General features: G+C 40.1%; 17 protein-coding genes and 4 tRNA genes. 11 read left to right on the top strand and 10 right to left on the bottom strand.

From position 1 onward, the window contains the following. Positions 1 to 25: 25 nt before the first annotated feature. The 10 genes from CVU62_06305 to CVU62_06260 all read right to left on the bottom strand — a co-directional run bounded on the left by CVU62_06305 (position 26) and on the right by CVU62_06260 (position 8,881). Positions 26 to 730 (bottom strand): hypothetical protein, encoded by a 705-nt coding sequence (locus CVU62_06305; protein ID PKN38448.1) that lies wholly within the window; start codon positions 728 to 730, stop codon positions 26 to 28. 681 nt (positions 731 to 1,411) lie between these two features. Beyond that, positions 1,412 to 4,468 (bottom strand): NADH-quinone oxidoreductase subunit NuoF, encoded by a 3,057-nt coding sequence (locus tag CVU62_06300; GenBank protein PKN38447.1) that lies wholly within the window; start codon positions 4,466 to 4,468, stop codon positions 1,412 to 1,414. A 62-nt stretch (positions 4,469 to 4,530) separates the two neighbouring features. After that, positions 4,531 to 4,914 (bottom strand): NADP oxidoreductase, encoded by a 384-nt coding sequence (locus tag CVU62_06295; GenBank protein ID PKN38446.1) that lies wholly within the window; start codon positions 4,912 to 4,914, stop codon positions 4,531 to 4,533. 34 nt (positions 4,915 to 4,948) lie between these two features. Next, positions 4,949 to 5,443 carry an NAD(P)H-dependent oxidoreductase subunit E gene (locus CVU62_06290; protein ID PKN38445.1) on the bottom strand — a complete coding sequence of 165 codons (495 nt, stop codon included), beginning with the start codon at positions 5,441 to 5,443 and terminating at the stop codon, positions 4,949 to 4,951. Positions 5,444 to 5,686: 243 nt separating this feature from the next. Continuing rightward, entirely contained in the window at positions 5,687 to 6,232 is a 546-nt protein-coding gene (locus CVU62_06285; protein PKN38444.1) for an ATP-binding protein, read from the bottom strand. After that, positions 6,229 to 6,969 carry a histidinol-phosphatase gene (locus tag CVU62_06280; GenBank protein ID PKN38443.1) on the bottom strand — a complete coding sequence of 247 codons (741 nt, stop codon included), beginning with the start codon at positions 6,967 to 6,969 and terminating at the stop codon, positions 6,229 to 6,231. Before CVU62_06280 ends, CVU62_06285 begins: the two co-directional genes overlap by 4 nt. 270 nt (positions 6,970 to 7,239) lie before the next feature. Beyond that, positions 7,240 to 7,581, bottom strand: a complete 342-nt coding sequence (locus tag CVU62_06275) for a serine kinase (GenBank protein PKN38442.1) — start codon at positions 7,579 to 7,581, stop codon at positions 7,240 to 7,242. A gap of 17 nt (positions 7,582 to 7,598) precedes the next feature. After that, complete coding sequence (locus CVU62_06270; GenBank protein PKN38441.1) at positions 7,599 to 8,042, bottom strand: anti-sigma regulatory factor; 444 nt, start codon at positions 8,040 to 8,042, stop codon at positions 7,599 to 7,601. Continuing rightward, positions 8,029 to 8,403, bottom strand: coding sequence for a hypothetical protein (locus CVU62_06265; protein ID PKN38440.1), 375 nt, complete (start codon positions 8,401 to 8,403; stop codon positions 8,029 to 8,031). The genes CVU62_06270 and CVU62_06265 overlap by 14 nt, the downstream gene beginning before the upstream one ends. 79 nt (positions 8,404 to 8,482) lie before the next feature. Beyond that, positions 8,483 to 8,881, bottom strand: a complete 399-nt coding sequence (locus tag CVU62_06260; protein PKN38439.1) for a hypothetical protein — start codon at positions 8,879 to 8,881, stop codon at positions 8,483 to 8,485. 240 nt (positions 8,882 to 9,121) lie between these two features. Here CVU62_06260 and CVU62_06255 point away from each other — a divergent pair. The 11 genes from CVU62_06255 (at position 9,122) to CVU62_06205 (ending at position 20,843) form a co-directional block, all read left to right on the top strand. Next, a tRNA-Pro gene (locus CVU62_06255) sits at positions 9,122 to 9,205 on the top strand. Positions 9,206 to 9,461: 256 nt separating this feature from the next. Beyond that, a tRNA-Leu gene (locus CVU62_06250) sits at positions 9,462 to 9,548 on the top strand. 46 nt (positions 9,549 to 9,594) lie between these two features. Then, the gene (tig, locus tag CVU62_06245; GenBank protein PKN38438.1) at positions 9,595 to 10,917 is read left to right on the top strand and encodes a trigger factor; all 1,323 of its coding nucleotides are present in this window, start codon (positions 9,595 to 9,597) and stop codon (positions 10,915 to 10,917) included. A 17-nt stretch (positions 10,918 to 10,934) separates the two neighbouring features. Next, a complete protein-coding gene (clpP, locus tag CVU62_06240) occupies positions 10,935 to 11,537 on the top strand; it encodes an ATP-dependent Clp endopeptidase, proteolytic subunit ClpP (protein PKN38588.1) in 603 nt (200 codons plus the stop codon). Positions 11,538 to 11,576: 39 nt separating this feature from the next. Then, complete coding sequence (locus CVU62_06235; GenBank protein PKN38587.1) at positions 11,577 to 12,800, top strand: ATP-dependent Clp protease ATP-binding subunit ClpX; 1,224 nt, start codon at positions 11,577 to 11,579, stop codon at positions 12,798 to 12,800. A gap of 19 nt (positions 12,801 to 12,819) precedes the next feature. Beyond that, positions 12,820 to 15,228: an endopeptidase La gene (locus CVU62_06230; protein PKN38586.1), complete on the top strand. Its 2,409-nt coding sequence runs from the start codon at positions 12,820 to 12,822 to the stop codon at positions 15,226 to 15,228. Between the two features lie 78 nt (positions 15,229 to 15,306). Beyond that, a tRNA-Val gene (locus tag CVU62_06225) sits at positions 15,307 to 15,382 on the top strand. A gap of 48 nt (positions 15,383 to 15,430) precedes the next feature. Beyond that, positions 15,431 to 15,507: transfer RNA gene (locus CVU62_06220), tRNA-Asp, on the top strand. Between the two features lie 204 nt (positions 15,508 to 15,711). Beyond that, on the top strand, positions 15,712 to 16,812 hold the full coding sequence (locus CVU62_06215; GenBank protein ID PKN38437.1) for a hypothetical protein: 1,101 nt from the start codon (positions 15,712 to 15,714) through the stop codon (positions 16,810 to 16,812). Positions 16,813 to 16,974: 162 nt separating this feature from the next. Continuing rightward, a complete protein-coding gene (locus CVU62_06210; GenBank protein ID PKN38436.1) occupies positions 16,975 to 18,816 on the top strand; it encodes a hypothetical protein in 1,842 nt (613 codons plus the stop codon). A 110-nt stretch (positions 18,817 to 18,926) separates the two neighbouring features. Continuing rightward, positions 18,927 to 20,843 carry a hypothetical protein gene (locus CVU62_06205; protein PKN38435.1) on the top strand — a complete coding sequence of 639 codons (1,917 nt, stop codon included), beginning with the start codon at positions 18,927 to 18,929 and terminating at the stop codon, positions 20,841 to 20,843. Positions 20,844 to 20,905 lie beyond the last annotated feature (62 nt).

Genomic DNA, 20,905 nt, shown 5'->3' with positions numbered 1-20,905 from the left:
TGGTTTCCTGACTATTCAACCGTTCTTAAGTGGAATTGAGAGATTTAAGTAACGACATCCCTCTTTGTAGAAATTTTCTGGCGCTTTGTGCCGCTTTTTCCTCATCTCCATTTATGACAGCTTTCAATATTTCCTGTTGTAAAGATGTATCTAGATTTGTGGATGACGGCAGGAATAGGTCCAGATGTTTGTCATAAATTGTTTTAATAGTATTCATCAGAAGTATATAGACAATGTTTTTACTGGCCAGTGCCATCTGTCGGAAAAATTCGAAATCCAAAAGGTGTATTTTTATCGGATCAGTTGTATTGACCAGCTCTTCCATCAGTATTTTCATCTGTTCAATATCTTTTTTCTCTGATCTTTTTGCCGCCAGTCTTGCCACATCGGTTGCAAAAAGTTCCCTGGCTTCAAAAATATTTTCCAGAATTTTAAAGTCGATTTCACCATCTATTACCAGTAAAGAAAATATCAGATCTATGGAGGCATTATGAAAATCCTCAACAATAATTCCTTTGCCCTGATGGATAACAATCAGTTTTAATTGCTCAAGTTTTTTGAGAGCTTCGCGCAAGGTTGCTCTTGTTACATTGAGTTGTGTTGCCAATGTTCTTTCCGGAGGCAATTTATCGCCGGGACTTACACCACCTTGTAAAATGTATTTTAACAGCATTTCGGCGATTTGTTCCGGTACTTTAATTTTTTCAACAGGGATTAAATCATTTTCCATAAGAGATCCTTATTAGATTCTATGACTTAAAATCAAAAATATTTATGTAGCACCACGAGAAGTAATGAGTAGTATTTATTAAGAGGTTGATTAATTCTGAGAGTTTCTGCTTCAACTGGATAATTTATATATTGGTACTACCATTGGACCAATTCTACTTAAAAAAAATTAAAAAGCAAGGATTTTTTATTATGAAGATAAATAATTGATTTTCATAAGTAATGAATGGTAATAGTTCTGAATCTTTAATTTTTATTTTATTTTCGAAGGTCCAAAGTGAGGAAGGGAAGGGGAAAAGACTACATGAGGTTATGCCCCGCAGAAAAGATATTGTAACACCATAATTGGTTAAAGGAACGCCAGCTTTCTGTGCTTTAGGCCGTCGGTTGAGCATTTCCCGGAGATCAATCGTGCGGGCACTTCAGTGTATTAACAGTTTGTATTTTTTCAAGTCATCTGGATAATCCCGCCCCATTAATATATCTATCCGTAGCTCGCCTCTGGGCATTCGAGAGCAGTTAATTGATAGGGAGATACGTCTGATGATCATACGAAGTATTATTTGAATTCGTAAGTAACAATTGTTTTTCTTTTATAAAAAAAGAGGTTTGTCCCGTAAGAACAAACCTCTTTTTTCTTGATGTGAGTAACTTTAGTATTTTATCGTTGTACAGTCATAAATCAAACAGATGCGTCGCAGCGCAGGCAGCGGCATGCTTCTTTAATGGCGTCTGCTTTCTTGAATCCCAGCTCCACTTCCTCGAAAGTCTTTTTGCGTCTGGATGCAGACATTTCCGGCATTGCCATTTGAGGAGCTTCGATGCTCTCTTCGTCGATGATTAAAGGAACATCGATTTTTTCCAGAGCCGGTTTTTCATAAGCGGGTTCACCATTGGCCTTGCGAATGGCCGCGTCGATATCATCGGCAGCCTGATGTCCGGCGCCGATAGCGGCAATGACTGTATCCGGACCGGTTACGGCGTCGCCGCCGGCGAAATAACGGGGATTATCAGTGCGTGACTGATAGCCTTTGCCGACGTTGTAACAATCCCACTTGTTGATCTCAATACCGGATTTCTTATCGACAAAACTCATATCGGGAACCTGACCGATAGCGGCGACGACGGCGTCCACGCTCATAGTGAATTCAGAACCGGCAACAGCGACAGGTCTCTTGCGGCCGCTGTTATCGAAATCGCCCAGTTTCATCCGCTGGCAGGTGATAGAACTGACCTTTCCTTTTGTTCCTTCGATTTTCAAAGGAGCGACCAGAAATTCAATCTTGATTCCTTCTTCTTCGGCGGCTTTAATTTCTTCTTCGGCCGCGGGCATATCCTGCTTCAACCGGCGATAAAGAATGGTGACGTTCGCGCCAAGACGTGCGGCAATGCGGGCGGCGTCGATGGCGGAATTACCGCCGCCGATGACGGCCACTTTCTTGCCCAGAGTTTTTTCGCCTTTCAGCCATTTGCCTTCATTGGCGTTAAAATCGCGCAGAAATTCCACGCCCCCATAAACGTTCTTCATATCTTCGCCATCCACGCCCATCTTCTGACTCTTGTGGGCACCGGTGGCCAGATAGATATAATTGAAATCTTTTTGCAGTTTGGCAAAAGTAATATCTTTGCCAACGCGAGTTTTCAACTTGATTTCCACGCCCAATTTACGAATATCGTCAATTTCTTTATCGAGGATATTGCGCGGCAGACGATAGGAGGGGATGCCCCAATAAAGCATACCGCCGGCTTTGGGTAATTCTTCGAAAACGGTCACTTTGTAACCGCGAAGAGCCAGGTCACGCGCGGCAGTCAATCCTGAGGGACCGGCGCCGACAACGGCTATTTTTTCTTTGCGGGTGACAGGTACGGCTTCAATCTTCGGACGCGGTGCGTTATCGGTGATAAAACGCTTCAGGAATTTAATGGCAATGGGTTCATCCATATTGCCGCGGCGGCATTTGCTCTGACATTTGTGATCGCAGACTCTTCCGCAGACAGAGGGGAAGGGATTGCTCTGCAAAAGTATTTTATACGCGTCGTCAAATCTTTCCGCTCTAACCAGTGCGACATAGGAAGGAATATCCATTTCAATCGGGCAAGTGTGCTGACAGGGAGATTTAAACATTGCCGAACATACAGCGGCACGGCAGCGATGATCACGGATGTGTTCCTCATATTCCTTGCGAAAATAACGGATGGTGCTCAAAACGGGATTGGGAGCGGTTTGCCCCAGTCCGCAAAGAGCCGCGTTTTTGATTACTCCCGCCATTTCTTCCAGCAGTTCGATGTCTCCTTCTTTTCCTTTGCCCTGAGTGATGTTGGTTAATATATCCAGCATGCGTTTTGTTCCCTCACGGCAGGGCGTGCATTTACCGCAGGATTCATCCTGGCAGAAATCCATGAAGAACCGGGCCATATCGACGGCGCACTTGTCTTCATTCATAACAATCAATCCGCCGGAACCCATGATAGCGCCAAGTTCGGCAACTTTCTCGTAATCAACGGCAGCGTTCAAGTGCTGAATGGGAATACAGCCGCCGGATGGACCGCCCAGTTGAGCTGCTTTAAATTTTTTGCCATTGGGGATGCCACCGCCGATGTCGTGAACGATAGTACCCAGTTTAGTTCCCATGGGAACTTCAACCAAGCCGACGTTGTTAACATCACCGGTAAGAGCGAAAACTTTTGTTCCCTTACTCTTCTCTGTTCCGATGGATGCGTACCAGGCTGCGCCTTTCAACATGATCTGTCCGACATTGGCCAGAGTTTCCACGTTATTCAGGATGCTGGGTTTTTGCCAAAGACCGGCCACAGCAGGGAAGGGTGGTCTCGGACGGGGCATGCCTCTTTTTCCTTCAATCGAGGTCATCAGGGCTGTTTCTTCACCGCAGACGAATGCGCCTGCACCCTGATAAATTTCCAGATCAAAATTAAAACCGGTGCCTAAAATGTTTTTACCCAGCAAACCGGCGTCTTTAGCCTGGGCAATGGCGATATTTAAACGATGAATTGCCAGGGGATATTCAGCGCGGCAGTAAATGTAACCATGAGAAGAACCGATGGCTTTGGCCGCAATGACCATTCCTTCCAGGACGGCGTGCGGATCCGCTTCCAGGACACTTCGATCCATGAACGCACCCGGGTCGCCTTCATCAGCGTTACATAAAACATATTTTACATCGCCTTTGGACTGGGCGGCAAATTTCCATTTCAAACCGGTGGGGAATCCAGCTCCACCCCGGCCGCGCAAACCTGAATCGAGCATTTCTTTAACGATTTGCTCGGGCGTCATTTCTGTAAGTGCCTTAGCCATACCGGCATAACCATCGCGAGCGATATATTCTTCAATCCTTTCCGGATCAATAAGACCACGGTTTTTCAATACGCGTAATTCCTGAAGAGCGAAGAAGGGAATTTCCTGCATAGTGGGAATTATTTTATCTGTGCCGGGTTCGTGGTATAATAATCTTTTTACTATTCTTCCCTTAATCAGATGCTCTTCAACCAGTTCCGGGATGTCCGCCGGCTTTAACTCAACGTAAATTACACCCTCTGGATAAGCTACCATTATCGGGCCCAAGGCGCAGAAACCGTTACAGCCGGTTTCGACGACTTTTATTTCTTCTACTAATTTTCTTTTTTCAATTTCTTCTAATAAAGCTTCTTTAACGGCGAGACTGCCGGAAGATTGACAACCTGTGCCTCCGCAAATTAATAAGTGTGAACGAAAAACCTTCATTTAGCCAATATCCTCCTTAGGAAATTATCATGCTTTTTGGCAGTGCATGACAGGCGATAAATTTATTTTGTTACTTCAGAGCCTTTAGCCAGAACAAAAGGCGTCTGAATTTCTCCGTCAAGAACATGTTTTTTGAAAACCTGTCTCATTTTGTTGGTATTCATATATTCATATTTTATGGGTTCCTGATTTAATACCTCAACAGTAACTAAAGGCTCGCGGCTGCAGAGTCCCATGCATCCGGATGTTGTAACGACAACATCATTTACCTTGGCGGTTTCAATTTCCTGAAGAAGAGTATCCATAACTTCTTTTGCTCCCGAAGCGATACCGCATGTTCCCATGTGAACAGTTATTTTGACGCGACGTACGCCATCACGCAGAGACATTTCTTTGTGTACTTTTGTTTTAATCTTTTTTAAATCATCAATAGTTAATTTCGCCATCGGTTTCCCTCCATTTTATTATATAGAAATTTCTTTAATTGTATTGACTTAAAATTTCTTTAATTTTCCCCGGCTTTACCCGGCCATGGACATCTTCATCCACTACAACGACAGGACCCAGTCCGCAAGCTCCCAAACATCTTACAGTTTCCAGCGTAAACATGCGATCAGGTGTCGTTTCTCCTTCAGTTATTCCAAACTCTTTTTCTAATTTTTCATAGATTGCCTTGCCGCCACGTACATAGCAGGCTGTGCCCAGACAAACACGAACAGTGTGCTTGCCTCGCGGGGTCATTGTGAAAAATGAGTAAAAGGTAACAACGCCGTAAACACGGCTCAGCGGCAGATTCAACCCGGTTGCAATTTTTTTCTGAACGGATATAGGAAGATATTCCAAAACGACTTGCGCTTCTTCCAGTACCGGAATTAACCCGCCCGGCTTACCTTTAAATTTTTCAATAATGCTGTTTAGCTTTTTTACTTGTTCTTTTGAAAAATCTTTTAATAACTCTGTGTCTTCAGCTTTCATCAAATTCCTCCTCGATCTTTTGGGGCTATTTAAGCTTCAAGCTTTGTCGTACAAAAACCTCCTTCTAAAATACCCCGGATATACTTTTAATTTTTCAGAATGTTTTATCGCCACATTCTTGATTTTCGTAATTATCTTAATAATGTCCCTTGACTGCCGGTCATATATCAATGTTTGTAGATAAAATCAACATCTGATTGCTGGTTTCTGAATTTTTTTTTCGATTTTAGGAGCAATTTTGTTTCATTTTTTTATTTCGTCAAAACCTTCTTCCAGAACGCCCCGAATATATTTTAATATTTCAGGATGATTTATAGGTATGTCGCTAATTTCTTTACGTATTATTCTAGTGTCCAGTTCGAATTCCCGGTCATCACGCCTGTGTTTATAAACAAAATCAACATCTGAATTACCGGCGACAAGAATAATTAATGTGCCGATAATATCTCCCAGAGGTTGTCGGTCTACGTGACTGAGGCCGAAAGATGCTTGAACAGTCGTTCCTTTGCCTTCTTGAGATTCCAGATTAAAATGACCACCTGATCTTTGGGTAGCATCGGCAAGGAGTGGAAGGCCTAAACCTACACGCCTTACGGTTTTTGTTGTATAGAATGGATCTAAAGCCTTTTTTATTTCTTCCGGTTTCATCCCCTGACCATCATCGATAATTTCTATGGAAAGAGAATCGCTTGCTGTGTCTTCATTAATGTTGATTTCAATTAGTTTGGCTCCCGCCCGAACGGAGTTTTCGGCAATATCCAGAATATGCGCGGAAAGCTCAATCATTATTGCTCCATCACATAACGGCCATTTTGTTTTTTAAAAGCCATTTTTAATTCGGCAACAGATGGTTCCTGTAGAATGATTCGTGTAATTGCCGATCCGATATCCTTAACAAAATGAGAATCTGAGGAAATAATAAATGAATATTTAAAGAGTTCCGGATATTTAATTCTGGCCTGTTCAAAACCAGTACGAGGTGTTATTTCCAGAGCGTCAAATCCGGAATTATCATCAATAAATCCAAGCTGACTCAGAACACTAAAACTTTCCCGGTCTATATGTGCGGCAATGGCTAATCCCTCAAATTGGTGTATATAACCAATCAGTTTATCCAGAGATATGTCAGTTGCGCCGATCAGCAATTGATTATTTATGCCCTCCACTTCGCCTTTTTCGTTGACTATAGCCTGAACACCAAAACTATCTTCATTATTTTCTCCTTTAAGATGCTGATCAATAATATTTTGCATTAACGTAAGATTTGAAACAGAATCAAATATGGCCAGCAGGTGGACTTCTTCAATTGTTGTGATTTCCATACCGGGCAGTATTTTCAGATTGCTTCCCTGGGCGGCGTTGATTACATAAGGAACATTTGCTGAAGAATTGTGATCACAAATGGCAATAATATTGAGCTCGGTTTCCAAGGCTTTTTTTACCAACGGCATAGGGTGCATATCAAGTTCGGCACAAGGTGAAAGGCAAGTGTGTACGTGTAGATCACAGTTGAAAACTTTCAGCATGGGTCCTTCCTGTTAATTATACCTTTTTAGAAAAATTGCCACCTTGACGATATCAATTAAGGTTAAGATATAATTTTTTAATACGTTCTTCTCACCGTTGAACAAAAGGCAGCGTTACAACAAAAATGAGACAAAAAAATATACGCTGGAATTGTGAAATATACATACGGTGAGAAAGTCTGCGACGCTGACAACAAAGTTAGCCAGGAAAGAGAAATGGTGTTAAAAAATGACCATCCAACACATGGTCATTGAAGTGGCTGCCGTAAATTAATCTTTTTTCCCTAATAGATTATAGATTTTGCCAGTTAACTCAAAGGCAGGCAAATCAGAAACAATTATGGGTATTTTTTCCTGATTTGCTTTTTCTAAAGTTTCCTGAGTTGGTTCGCAGGAATTAGTTAATACAATACATGCGTGTTCCTTCAGGCTTGCTACGGCAACAATATTCTGGTGTACCTGCCTTGTTATCCAGATATCTCCCTCGTGAGAATTTGCGATAACATCGCTAAGAAGATCTCCCGTATAACCTCCTGTGACATTATTATTAAGTTTGTCTGACACAGACCTCACTTTTAAATTTAATTCTTTAACGATAGTTTCGACGTTCATAGTAAATCCTTGATGAGTTAAGAGATATTAATAATTATTTTCAGAAAAGTTCCTTTATCTACTTCCGACGAAAGGTTGAATATGTCAGAAGAACATTTGATATTATAAAGTCCCATACCGGCGCCAAATCCCATCTCTCTTATCTGTCGGTCTGCGGTAGAATAACCTTGCTCCATTGCTAATTCAATGTCGGGTATTCCGGGTCCTTCATCGATGATATCAAATTCGACAGTCTTGGGAGTGACAGTCAGATTGATAATCCCTTTCCGGGCATAAGATACGATGTTAATTTCTGATTCATAACAGGCAATGGCTGCTTTCCTGATTATGTTATTAGGTAAACCAATGTTTTTGAGAATAGATTTTATTTGCGTGGAAACCGATCCTGCATTATCAAAATTACCACCTTCAACATCAAAACTATTCTTATATGAATGATTTTCACTTTCAGCTGTTTGCACGGTGATCTTCAACTTGTTCCAGACAACCAACTATGCCTTTAGTATAAAGACGGCCGGCAGTTTCAAATAAAATATACTTGGTTGTTAGGACAGGAATTTTAAATTCTTTGGCTAGATTAATTGTTTCGATAGGAGGTTTTTTCCCTCTAACTAATATTATAGCGGCAATATCCATAACATTGGCTATTCTGATTACCTGGCTATTGGTAAGACCTGTTAGCAAAAGACTGCCGGCTTTTGCAAAAGCAAGAACGTCGCTCATCAAATCAGCCCCAAAAGCTGTTTTGACTTCCATATCCAATTTTTCCGTACCGACTATGATCTCGGCATCAAGTATTTCTTTTACGTCTTTCAGTTTCAATATCTAATCCTCACGAGAAACACATTTCGTTTTTTTTACTTAAATATCAAAATTAAATTGTTGTTTTTAGTATCATATATTAAACTTTACTGTCAATGTATTCTTCTTTATACAAACTGTCACTTTTTACTTTTTTCAGGCAACCAACTATACCCTTAGTATAAAGAATGCCAGCCGTTTCGAATAAAATATATTTTGTGGCTAGAATGGGAATCTGAAGTTCTTTAGCCATGTTGACAGCTTCGAGAGAAGGTTGTTTCCCTCTAACTAAGATAATGGCAGCAATATTCCTGGTAGCAGCTGTTTTAATGACCTGGGAATTGGTCAGACCTGTTAGCAAAAGACTGCCTGCTTTCGCAAAAGCAAGAACGTCGCTCATCAAATCAGCTCCAAAAGCTGTCTGGACTTCCATATCCAATTTTTCCGCGCCGACAATTACATCAGCATCAAGTATTTCTTTAACTTCTTGTAATTTCAAGGATAACTCCTTCAAGGACAGTAAATCTGGCATTTATATTAAAATGACGAAAATAATAGGAGATATTAAACAAAATGTAAATTTAATTAATACTTTCCAGCTATTTAATTAACATATATAAAGCTTTAATGTCAATAAAATTATTCTCTGTAAAGTAGCGCACGTTGATGATTTCCTATGAGTATTAATTGAGAATTAAGGGTGATCATTACACACAACATTGATGGATTTGCTCTTGACAGGGTTTTACTGTAAGGCGCAGTCTGGTAGCGTATCTGAATGGGGTTCAGAGGGCCGGTGGTTCAAATCCACTCGCCCCGACCAATGAAAATAAGGGGTTAACCAATTTAAAGGGGGTTATCCCCTTTTCTTTTGTTAAATTTTGCGAGTATTTTATGGCTGGAGAACTTCTGTTTGTGCCCATTAACAGCGTCCTCTTCGTAAAGACATTTCTCTTGCATAAAAGCGTATAATCAAATACATAAATTCACAAGAGGCTTAATTTAACTGGTTTTGTTTGTAATTACAAAAATAATCCGCGTTGACAATTGTGTGCGTAATGAATATATAAAATTCCCGGGCGAGAGTGGCGGAATTGGCAGACGCACTGGACTTAGGATCCAGCCCGCCTAAGCGGATAGGGGTTCAAATCCCCTCTCTCGCACCAGTGTTCAGCGGAAACTTGTAAATATTTCAATAAAGAAGGAGATACTATAGTGAGCGAGGTCGTAGTAAAAATAGAAGACTTGAGTCCTGTAAAGAAAAAATTGTCGTTGGAAATACCCTGGAATGAGGTTAAAAATGAGTTGGATGCTGTATATCACGATGTTGGGAAGAAGGCCAAGCTTAAAGGTTTCCGCCCGGGTAAAATCCCCCGCAAGGTATTAGAAACTTATTTTAAAGATCAGGCGGAAGGAGAAACAACAACAAATATTGTCAATAAATATTATTGGCAAGCTTTGGAAGACAGAAAAATTGTTCCTATTTCGCAACCTGAAATTAATCAGGAAGGCATAAAAGAAAATGCAAATTTTGCTTTTACCGCATCTTTTGAAACCGAACCGGAATTCGAACCTAAAAATTACAAAGGAATTGATTTAGAAAAAGAAGAATTTAAAATAACAGATGATGATATTAAGAAAAGAATTGACGAAATAAGGCAAATGTTTGCCACTATGGAGGAGGTTAAAGAGGATCGCGCAGTAGTTAAGGGTGATTTTGTTGTAATCGACTTTGAAGGAAGTTTAAATGGAGAATCGTTCAAAGAATTAAATGCCGAAAACTATTTTCTGGAAATCGGTTCGGGGAAATTTGTTCCCGGTTTTGAGGAACAGTTAATCGGTGCTAAAAAAGAAGAGAAAAAGGAGATTAAAGTAACGTTTCCAGCTGATTACCATGAAAGTAAATTTGCCGGTCAGGAAGTGGTGTTTAATGTATTTGTAAAAAGTATCAGGGCAAAGAAATTACCTGATAATGATGAAAGTTTTATAAAAAACTTTGAAAGATATAATACTTTTGAAGAGTTTAAAAATGATGTTCGTGCTTCTTTAGAAGAAAAGAATCAGCAAATGGCTAATGTTAATTTGCATAATACTATTACGGAAAAATTGATCAAGGAGAACGATTTTGAAGTACCTCCTTCGCTTGTGGAAAGACAAATTTATTATATGATGGCCGATAATCAGAGAAGAATGATTTCAGCCGGCATAGATGAAGAACAAGCGATGGAATTTAGCCTGAAAATGCATGATAAATTTAAGGATGATGCCGAAAAAGCAGTCAAATCTTTCCTGCTTTTAAAAAAGATTGCCGAGAAGGAATCATTAATAGTCGAAGAAAACGATATAGAAAAATATCTTAATGATTTAGCTGTCCAGCATAAACGGGATTATGAATCAATAAAGAAAATGTACGATGATGAAGAAAGAAAAGATAATCTCAAAATCGAATTGATGCAAAAAAAGGCATTTGACTTTATCGAGCAGAATGCCAATATTAAGACCGTTGAGAAAAAAGATGCGGGTATGGAGGTTTAATAGTGAATTTAGTCCCTATGGTGGTTGAACAAGACGGACGGGGTGAGCGGGCATATGATATTTACTCCCGTTTATTGAAAGATCGCATTATTTTTCTGGGCACAGCGATTGATGACAATGTAGCTAATTTAATTGTCGCTCAAATGTTGTATCTGGAGGCCGACAATCCGGACAAGGAAATCTTCTTCTACTTAAATTCTCCCGGTGGATCTGTAAGTTCGGGTATGGCTATTTTTGACACAATGCAGTACATTAAATCACCGATTTCAACCGTTTGCATGGGGCAATCAGCAAGTATGGCTGCAATACTTTTAGCGGCCGGAGAAAAGAAAAAACGATTGGCTCTGCCTCATTCGAGAATTTTAATCCATCAGCCATTGGGAGGCTTTCAGGGACAAGCAACGGATATTGATATTCAGGCAAAAGAAATATTGAGGTTAAAAGACGAGTTAAACAAAATTTTGGCCGAATTAACGGGACAGCCGCTTTCCAGGATTATGAACGATACGGAAAGAGATTATTTTATGACGAGTGAACAGGCTAAAGAATACGGTTTAATCGATGAAATTATAATTCGAAAACCTGAATCTTCAGCCAACTCAAACAAAAAGGAGAATTAAGTGATAAAAAAAAGCAAAAATAATCGAACGGGACAAGGCATGCTTTTTTGTTCTTTTTGTGGGAAGATGCAAAGTGAAGTAAGGAAATTAGTTGCCGGTCCGACAGCCTATATTTGCGATGAGTGCATTGAACTTTGCCGGTATATTGTTGAGGAAGAGGAAGATAACCTTGTAGAAAAAGATTCCAAAAAAGGTTTACCGAATCCGAAAGAAATCAAGAAATTCCTTGATCAATATGTTATCGGTCAGGAGAAAACTAAAAAAATATTGTCGGTTGCCGTCTATAATCATTATAAAAGATTATTCTCCCATGTTGATCCCGACGGAATAGAAATTCAGAAAAGCAATGTGCTTTTAATCGGGCCCACCGGCTCCGGTAAAACTTTGCTGGCCAAAACTCTGGCAAAATTTCTCAATGTTCCTTTTACAATTGCCGACGCTACAACTTTAACGGAAGCCGGATATGTCGGAGAAGATGTAGAAAATATTATTTTAAGTTTGCTGCAAAATGCAGATTATGATGTTACCAGAGCATCGAAAGGCATCGTTTATATTGATGAGATAGATAAAATTGCCAAGAAGTCAGGGAATCCTTCAATCACCAGAGATGTCTCCGGCGAAGGAGTGCAGCAGGCTCTGTTGAAAATTATGGAAGGAACAATGGCCAACATTCCACCAAAAGGAGGCCGTAAACATCCTCAACAGGAATTTATTCAGGTAGATACAACTAATATTTTATTCATATGTGGCGGCGCTTTTAATGACCTGGAAAACATCATTTCCAAGCGACTGGGTGCTAATACAATGGGTTTCGGCGCTGAAATCAAAAGTAAGAAAGAAAAGAGAGTTGGTGAATTACTCGCTGAAGTAAGGTCGGAAGATTTATTAAAGTTTGGATTAATACCGGAATTCATCGGTCGTTTGCCCGTTATAGCAACTTTGGATGAATTGGAGGAAGCCACTTTAATCCGAATCTTAGTGGAACCGAAAGATGCTATTATCAAACAATACAAAAAATTATTTGCTTTGGAAAATGTAGCTTTAAAATTTACAGACGGAGCACTAAGAGCTGTTGCCAAGTTATCAATGGAAAGAAAATCCGGCGCGCGGGGCTTACGCTCCATCCTGGAAAATACAATGCTGGAAATCATGTATGATATACCGTCGCAGAGTGATATTAAAGAATGTGTCATTAGTGAAGAAGTCGTATTAAAAGAAGAAAAACCAATTTTAATTTATGAAACTAAGTCTGAATCTGCTTAAGAAATATACAGGAAAAAACATGTTTGACGAAAAGAAAATCAGTGATCAGGATAAAACAATTGTAATTCCGCTCTTGCCTCTAAGAGATGTTGTGATGTTCCCACATATGATTGTGCCGTTGTTTGTGGGGCGCGAAAAATCCATTGCCGCGCTGGAATCGGCAATGAAATATGAAAAAAGTATTTTTATGGTTGCCCAGAAAAATGCCAAGGAAGACGATCCGACACAGGAACATATTTATAATATCGGCACAATTGGCATTATCATTCAACTTTTGCGTTTGCCTGATGGTACCGTAAAGGTGCTTGTTGAGGGGAAAACCCGTGGAGTCATCAAAGAATATTTGCCTAATAATGATTTTTTCTTAGTTAAGGTAAATGAAATAGAGGAAATTGATGATCAAAATGATGTAAAAAAACAGGCTTTAATGCGAAGTGTTAAGGAATCTTTCGAGCTTTATCTGAAGCTTAGTAAAAAAATCCATGTCGAAATGATCGGAACAATAGCTGTTATTGAAGATGCCTCGAAACTTTCTGATGTTGTTATTACCCATCTCAACGTGAAGCTGGAAGATAAACAAAGAATTATCGAGATATTTGACGTTGGTGAACGTCTGGAAACAATTTATTCGCTGATGCTTTCTGAAATCGAAATCCTGCAGGTCGAAGAAAAAATCAAGCGGCGTGTCAAGAAGCAGATGGAAAAGACGCAAAAGGATTACTATCTGAATGAACAGATGCGGGCTATTCAGAAGGAAATGGGAGAAAAGGATGATTTTTCCAATGAGATAGCAGATTTGGAAAAACGCTTAAAGCAGAAGAAAATGTCGGAAGAGGCCGCGAAAAAAGTCCGGCATGAAATTAAAAAATTACAAATGATGACTCCCATGTCTGCGGAAGCTACGGTAGTCAGAAATTATATTGACTGGGTATTGGATATGCCCTGGACGGAAAAAACTGAAAACAAATACACGCTGAAAGAATCAGAAACAATTCTTGAAGAAGATCATTATGGATTAAAGAGTGTCAAGGAACGTATTATTGAATACCTTGCCGTACAATCGCTGGTAAAGAAAAATAAAGGTTCAATTCTGTGTCTGGTTGGTCCTCCCGGCGTGGGAAAAACATCTATCGCCAAGTCAGTGGCCAGAGCCACGAATAGAAAATTTGTGCGTATGTCTCTGGGTGGCGTTCATGATGAAGCGGAGATTCGTGGCCATCGTCGAACCTATATCGGAGCTATGCCGGGTAAGATTATTCAGATGCTAAAAAAAGCCGGCTCCAACAATCCTGTTTTTTGTCTGGATGAAGTAGATAAGCTTAGTTCTGATTTTAGAGGTGATCCATCTTCTGCACTGCTGGAAGTTCTTGATCCTGAGCAAAACTTTGCCTTTAATGATAATTATCTTGATCTCGATTATGATTTATCGGAGATCATGTTTATTACGACAGCAAACGTTTTACAAACAATACCCGCTCCGTTGCAGGACAGAATGGAAGTAATCAGGATTGCCGGTTACACTGAACCGGAGAAAGTGCAAATCGCGAAAAAGTTTTTGATCGCGAAGCAAATAGAAGCTAATGGTCTGACAAATGACAATGTAGAATTTACTAAAGGGGCCTACCTCAAAATTATTCGTCAATATACGCGGGAAGCCGGTGTGCGTAATTTGGATCGTGAAATTGCTTCCATTTGCCGTAAAGTTGCCAAAGAGATAGTTAATAATAATGATAATAAGAAAAAAATGATTATCACATCCAAGTCCCTTTCCAAATATTTAGGAGTTTCCAAATATCATCATGGTGAGATAGAAGGAAAAGATAAAATTGGTCTTACAACAGGGCTTGCGTGGACGGAAGTTGGCGGAGAACTTTTGGCTATTGAAGCTTCCGTTATGGAAGGAACCGGCAAGATGACGATGACCGGAAAATTAGGTGATGTCATGCAGGAATCCGTTCAGGCGGCCTTAAGCTATATTCGTGCTCGAGCCGAACAATTTGGCCTGGCAAAGAATTTTTATGAAAAAATTGATATTCATGTGCATGTACCGGAAGGAGCGATTCCCAAAGATGGTCCATCCGCGGGCATTGCGATGGCTACTTCCATTGCCTCAGCGCTAATGAAGAAAAAAGTGCGTGCCGATCTAGCTATGACCGGTGAAATTACATTAAGAGGAAGAGTTCTACCGATTGGAGGTCTCAAGGAAAAACTCCTTGCCGCTCACCGGGGTAATATAAAAATGGTGATTATTCCTAAAGATAATGAAAAAGATCTGGCGGAAGTTCCGAAAAATGTGCAAAAAGCGCTAAAGATTATTTTTGTTGAGCATATCGATGAAGTGCTGAAAATAGCCTTTCTGCAGGATGAAGAAAATATCAGCGCAACACTTACAGCAGGTGTGCCGGTGAGTTCGCAAGCTGTGAATTAAAATGTTTTTTCGTGCTTTTATAGCTTGACAAGAAATTTCATTGTTGCTAGAAGCCTCTCAGCGTTTTTGATGGTTTAGGGGCGGGTAGCTCAGCCGGGAGAGCGCCACGCTTACACCGTGGATGTCACAGGTTCGATCCCTGTCCCGCCTACCATTTAATGCAAGTTTGAAAAAATGAAGATAAAAGTTAAATGAATTTTTCGGGGTCATAGTTAAGTTGGTTATAACGCCGGCCTGTCACGCCGGAGGGCAGGGGTTCAAGTCCCCTTGGCCCCGCCAGAAAATCTAAGGGAGTCTGCTTAACAGAGGCTCCCTTTTTGTTTGACTATATAATAGACTTTGTATATGTAGAAAAAATGCTTTGTTTAAACGTTTCAATAAGATATAATATTACGTGAAAATAAAATAAAAAATATATTCAAGGTGTAATTTCCCCCCGAAAAAACTATTTATTATAAAAAGCCAAAGCAAAAGGAGAACATTATGAAAAAAATTTTCATGTTAACAGTTGTCATGGTGCTGATGGCTATCGTCACCACAGCACAGGCGGAGGTCAAGGCTGGTTCCTTTTCAGTTACCCCCTTTATCGGAGGTTATGTCTTTGAAGGCAACGAGAACCTTAAAGAATCTTATACAGTCGGTTTGCGCGCAGGTTATAATTTTACAAAATATTTTGGCGTAGAAGGATTTTTCAATTATATTCCGACTGAAATTAAAAATGTTCCCGATGAACCCTGGCAAAACGTATATGGTTACGGTGTTGAAGGCATCTTGCATTTGATGCCGGAGGGCCGTATTGTGCCGTTTCTGGCAATAGGCATCGGAGGAATTCATTACGGTTATCCTGAAGAATATAGAAGAAATAAAATTGCTGTTGATTACGGTGCAGGTCTGAAAATTTTCATAACGGACGATATTGCTCTGCGAGCCGATGTTCGTCATGTAATTCCTTTTAATGAAAGATATAACGATTTACTTGTCACTTTCGGAATTTGTTTCTCTTTCGGAGGAGAAAGTAAGCAGATGGAGTCTGCCAGAGTTGAGGAACCTGCTGTTGAGAAGGAGGCAGTTGCTACTGCCCCCGAACCTGTTGCTGCCGTACCTGAACCAGAACCCGTACCTGTTGTAGCGCCGGCACCTGAACCCGCGCCTGCGCCTGTTGCTGCTGAACCGGCACCGGCTGTTCCAGAGGCTTTAGCTAAGGTCAGCAATGAACAAAAAGAAACAAAACCTGCTTCCGAAGAAGATGTCCAAAATTTAATAAACAAATGGTTGGCGAGTTGGCAATCGGGCGATATGCAAACCTACCGCAGTTGCTATGCTTCAGATTTTTATTCAAAGGGAATGGACCTGAATGCCTGGATAACTTATAAAACCAATGTGCGCCAAAAAAGTAAAAACATAAGTATCCGCATTGAAGATTTGAAAATATCAGCAGATGAAAAAACTTCTCTTGCTACGGCAATCTTTACTCAATATTACAGCTCCTCGATACTCAAAGATACAGTTAAAAAGGCATTGAGTTTAAGAAAAATAGACGAAGGATGGAAAATATACAGGGAGACCATTGTTCCTCTGAAATAGACATCTTACGTTTATAAAAGAGATCCTCTATGGAAATCTGTCAGACGGGCTGCAATCCCGTCTGACAGATAAAATAATCGTTAATGATAATACACCGACGAGAATTTGCTGCAAAAGAGGAAACTAAGAATTGCAATATAGCGTTAATAAGTGATTGCATGAATGGAAACAGATTCTGATTCTGCTGAAATATCAAAATACTTTATCTATTTTTTATCTGTATTCATCATTGTTTTATTAATAGTTATTTATGTGCAGGGGCATGCAAATGTAAAGAAGGGCGAGTTTGCAGATACTGATTGTTACATGCGGCTAAATCGCGTTGTTCAATTATATGAAAGTGGTAAATGGTATGATTCCAACTATGCCAGAAGCAATGCCCCGTATGGAGTGAATCTACACTGGACAAGGCCTCTTGATGTTTTGCTTTTAACTGGCGCATTGATTGCAAAACCTTTTGTAGGTTTCAAGACCGGCCTTTTTTGGTGGGGGGTTATTATCAGTCCTTTCTTGCTGGCCGCCTCAGTGCTTTTTCTTCCCTGGGCTTTTCGTCCGATACTTGAGGCTTCTGCATCAAATATTGTCAGTATTTTATTGCTATTCCAGGTGGGCACATTAGGCCAATATTATGTCGGGCGACCCGACCATCACTCTCTGCTGGGTTTCTTATTCATTATATTAGTAGGTATCATTCTAAGAATCATTCAAGGCTCATTTAATAAAACTATGTGCTATCTTGCCGCTATTATCGGGGCCATATCAGTGTGGATCCATATCGAATCAATGATGTTTATCTTTCTGAGTTTCTTGGTGTTCGGTATTTTTTGGATATTCAAAGATGAAGACTTTATTAATAAGAATATACATTACAGTGCAGCCCTTGTTGTATTTACAGCAGTTGCACTTGTTTTGGAACGTCCCTGGTATGATCTGACAAGCATTGAGTATGACAAGATATCCATAGCTCATTTGTTCATAATCGGTCTTATAAGTCTATTCTGGGTTATTGTATTTTATTTTAGACATAACACTGTATTTGCCGAACGAGGACGAACTTGGCGTTTTTCAATCGCTTCGTTTGCCGCAATAATCGTCGTTCTATGTGTATGGCTTTTCTTTCCTGGTTTTTATCGGGGAGGTTATGCTGATATTGATCCCAGGATCGTTCCGATATGGCTTGATAATATAAATGAGGTTTTGTCGCCACTGCGTGGGGAATTTCTAATGCCTCTAATCTCACTATTAGGTTCCGCAATTGTTGGCACATCATATATTGTTTTCATTCTTTGGAAAAAGCCAAACGCAGAAATAAAGGGGTGGATCTTTGTGTTAGCAGGAATTCTGCTATTCGCAACAGCCGGAATATTTTCACGAAGGCTTTTGCCCTATGGAAATATAATTACACTGGCACCATTGGCCGCTCTGTTGAGCGTAGTGTTGCGATGGGAGAGTGCTTATTTTAAACATTTTTCAACTATCATAATATCCTTCGTCAGACCTTTCACAATTATGGCTTTTGGCGCCGGCTTCCTGCTCATTGGTTATGGATTTCAAAACATAATTGGTGCGGCACCTGTAACAAATAAAACAGATATGATAGCACCGCTTTCACAAATGTGTAATGAACTTAACAAACTCAGCGCAAAACAAAAACATCCGTCACGAATACTTGCATTTATTGATTATGGCCCTGAAATTCTGTATCGCACCAACTATGAAGTAATTGCAACTCCATATCATCGCAATGCGCAGGGTATCCTTGATGCTTACTGGATAATGACTGCAACATCTGATGAGAAAGCACATACCTTAGTTCATCAAAGGGGTATCGATATGATTCTGGTAAGCAATAAATCAACCGAAGAACAATACTATGCCACGGCCCCTAAACAATCCACTTTATATGAGCGGCTCAGAAAAGATAGTATTATGAATTGGGTTAAAGAAATACCATTGCCCCAGCCGCTATCTTCTTCCTATAGATTGTTTCGGGTCGTTGGATAAAAACAGTCTTGCGGTCAATATTTAATTGACATACAAAAGAGCGTTTCTTATAGTTCAGCTACAAAATAAAGTTAAAATAAAACTACATCAGCAAATAGGATGTTTATCAAATGGAAAGGCCTTTAAGCCTGAAACAAAGTGCTGTAGTTGTATCCATCCTTGCATCCCTGTGGCTGCTCAAGCATCCTTATAACGGCATCTGGCATGATGGTGTCATATACACTTTCATGGCCCTGAAGGATTTATACCCTGATGTCTTTGCGAGCGACCTTTTTATTAAGTTCGGCTCACAGGGCAGTTACACAATCTTTCCCCAAATCTATGCCATATTAATTAAGTCTTTTGGAATATATAAAAGCGCACTTGTGCTTACGGTTTTTAGTCAACTGCTGTGGATATTCGCGGCTGTGTCACTATTCAGGACATTTGTTAAAGAGAAGGAACTATGTATATCCCTTGCCATACTCTTTTTTATGAGGGCATATTACGGGGGATTTAATTGTTTTCAATACGCTGAGCCATTCGTGAGCCCGAGGATATTTTCAGAGGCTCTTTGCATCCTTGGGGTAGCCTCCATTATTAAGGGTAGGCATATTACTTCTGCTGTCTTATTCTTCATCTCTTTTTTGATTCATCCCCTGATGACTCTGGGCGCCGGTTTTATTGTCTATGTCTACCTTCTCCTGACTTATCCCCGAGTTTTATTTTCAGCGCCAATCCTTGTTGCCGCCATCTTTTTTCTAGGCATTTTTAAAACAGAACCATTTGCTGGGATATTCCGTGTCATACCGCCTGAATGGCATCAAATTATTTCAGTAAGGTCTAGCTTTATGTTTTTAACCCAATGGCCTTTAAATTCCTGGGCAGAGCTCTTTTTTAGCATTTCCATAACAGCCGCCGCCTGTCTGTTTTCCAAAGGAGTTATGCGCCGTCTCTTTTTTTGCGCTATTATAGGCGCCTGTTGCGGGATGTTAGTCAATATCATTGGGGGTGAGCTTTTAAGGCTTGAACTGATCATGCAGATACAGGCCTGGCGAAGCCTCTGGTTTCTTCAATTTATCTCGGCACTAGGCGCAACTGTGCTTATTATCAATTTTCTGAAGCTTGGGGAAAACAGATTATTGCTCTGTTCCTTTTTTGTCTTGACTTGGTACACCCTATCCTTAGGTGTGATTAGTTTTGGAATCACGCTTATATTCCTCTATCTTTGTGTGCAGGCATCACGAGATGATCTGCCTCCTGTTAAGATTCTGCGACCTGTTGCCTTTTTGATTATCGTTATAGTTATAATTATCAATATTATCCTCCCTGACGTCATAAACATGATCAGGATATTCATAAAAAACGATTTCCATATTACGTTATCATCACAATTGACGGAATACGCCCTTCTTAATCTCTTTCTTCCGCTGGTACTATTACCGGTGATCTTTTTTTTCTACTATCACTGGGGGAAGTCCCCGAGTCTTAAGATTGCATTTTTATCTTTTGCCGTGTTGATATTTTCACTCGCGGTATGGGACCATCAGTCTCCATGGTCTAAAATGCTGGAGCGCAATCAAGATAATGCGGCATTTTTCAGGGACATATTGCCCCAAAACGCTACCATCCTCTGGGATGCTTCAACTGAACTCGCTTGGTTTGGTGCAAGAAGACCGTCTTACATCTCTGCACATCAGGGCTCAGGGGTCGTATTCTATCAGAAAACAGCCATTGAATATGCAAGGAGAATTAATGTCATACTTCCGTTGATGGATGAAAATCCCTTGCAATCAAAAGAAATAGGCAGGAAACTAGGTTGGGGGCTTGATAAAGCGAAATTTAAGTCAAACTATTCTAGAGTGTGCCGGAATACGGAGGAACTGGATTATATTGTCTCTACCGTAGATATTCCTGGTAGAACAATAGCTCACTGGCGCTCTCCTTTTCCCGTTGTAAAAACTCGTATTTTAGATGATGGCACATTTGAAGAGAGCAAGGAACAGGCTTTCTATCTATACGATTGCGGAAGATATAAAAAGAAGTAAATTAAAACATGGTTGTACCAAGGCAATTAATTTAATTACTGATGAAAAGTTATGATCTGTTT

Source organism: Deltaproteobacteria bacterium HGW-Deltaproteobacteria-2, from assembly GCA_002840505.1.
In the GTDB taxonomy this organism is placed as follows: Bacteria; Desulfobacterota; Syntrophia; order Syntrophales; family Smithellaceae; genus Smithella.
This window is presented reverse-complemented; position numbering and strand designations above follow the sequence as displayed.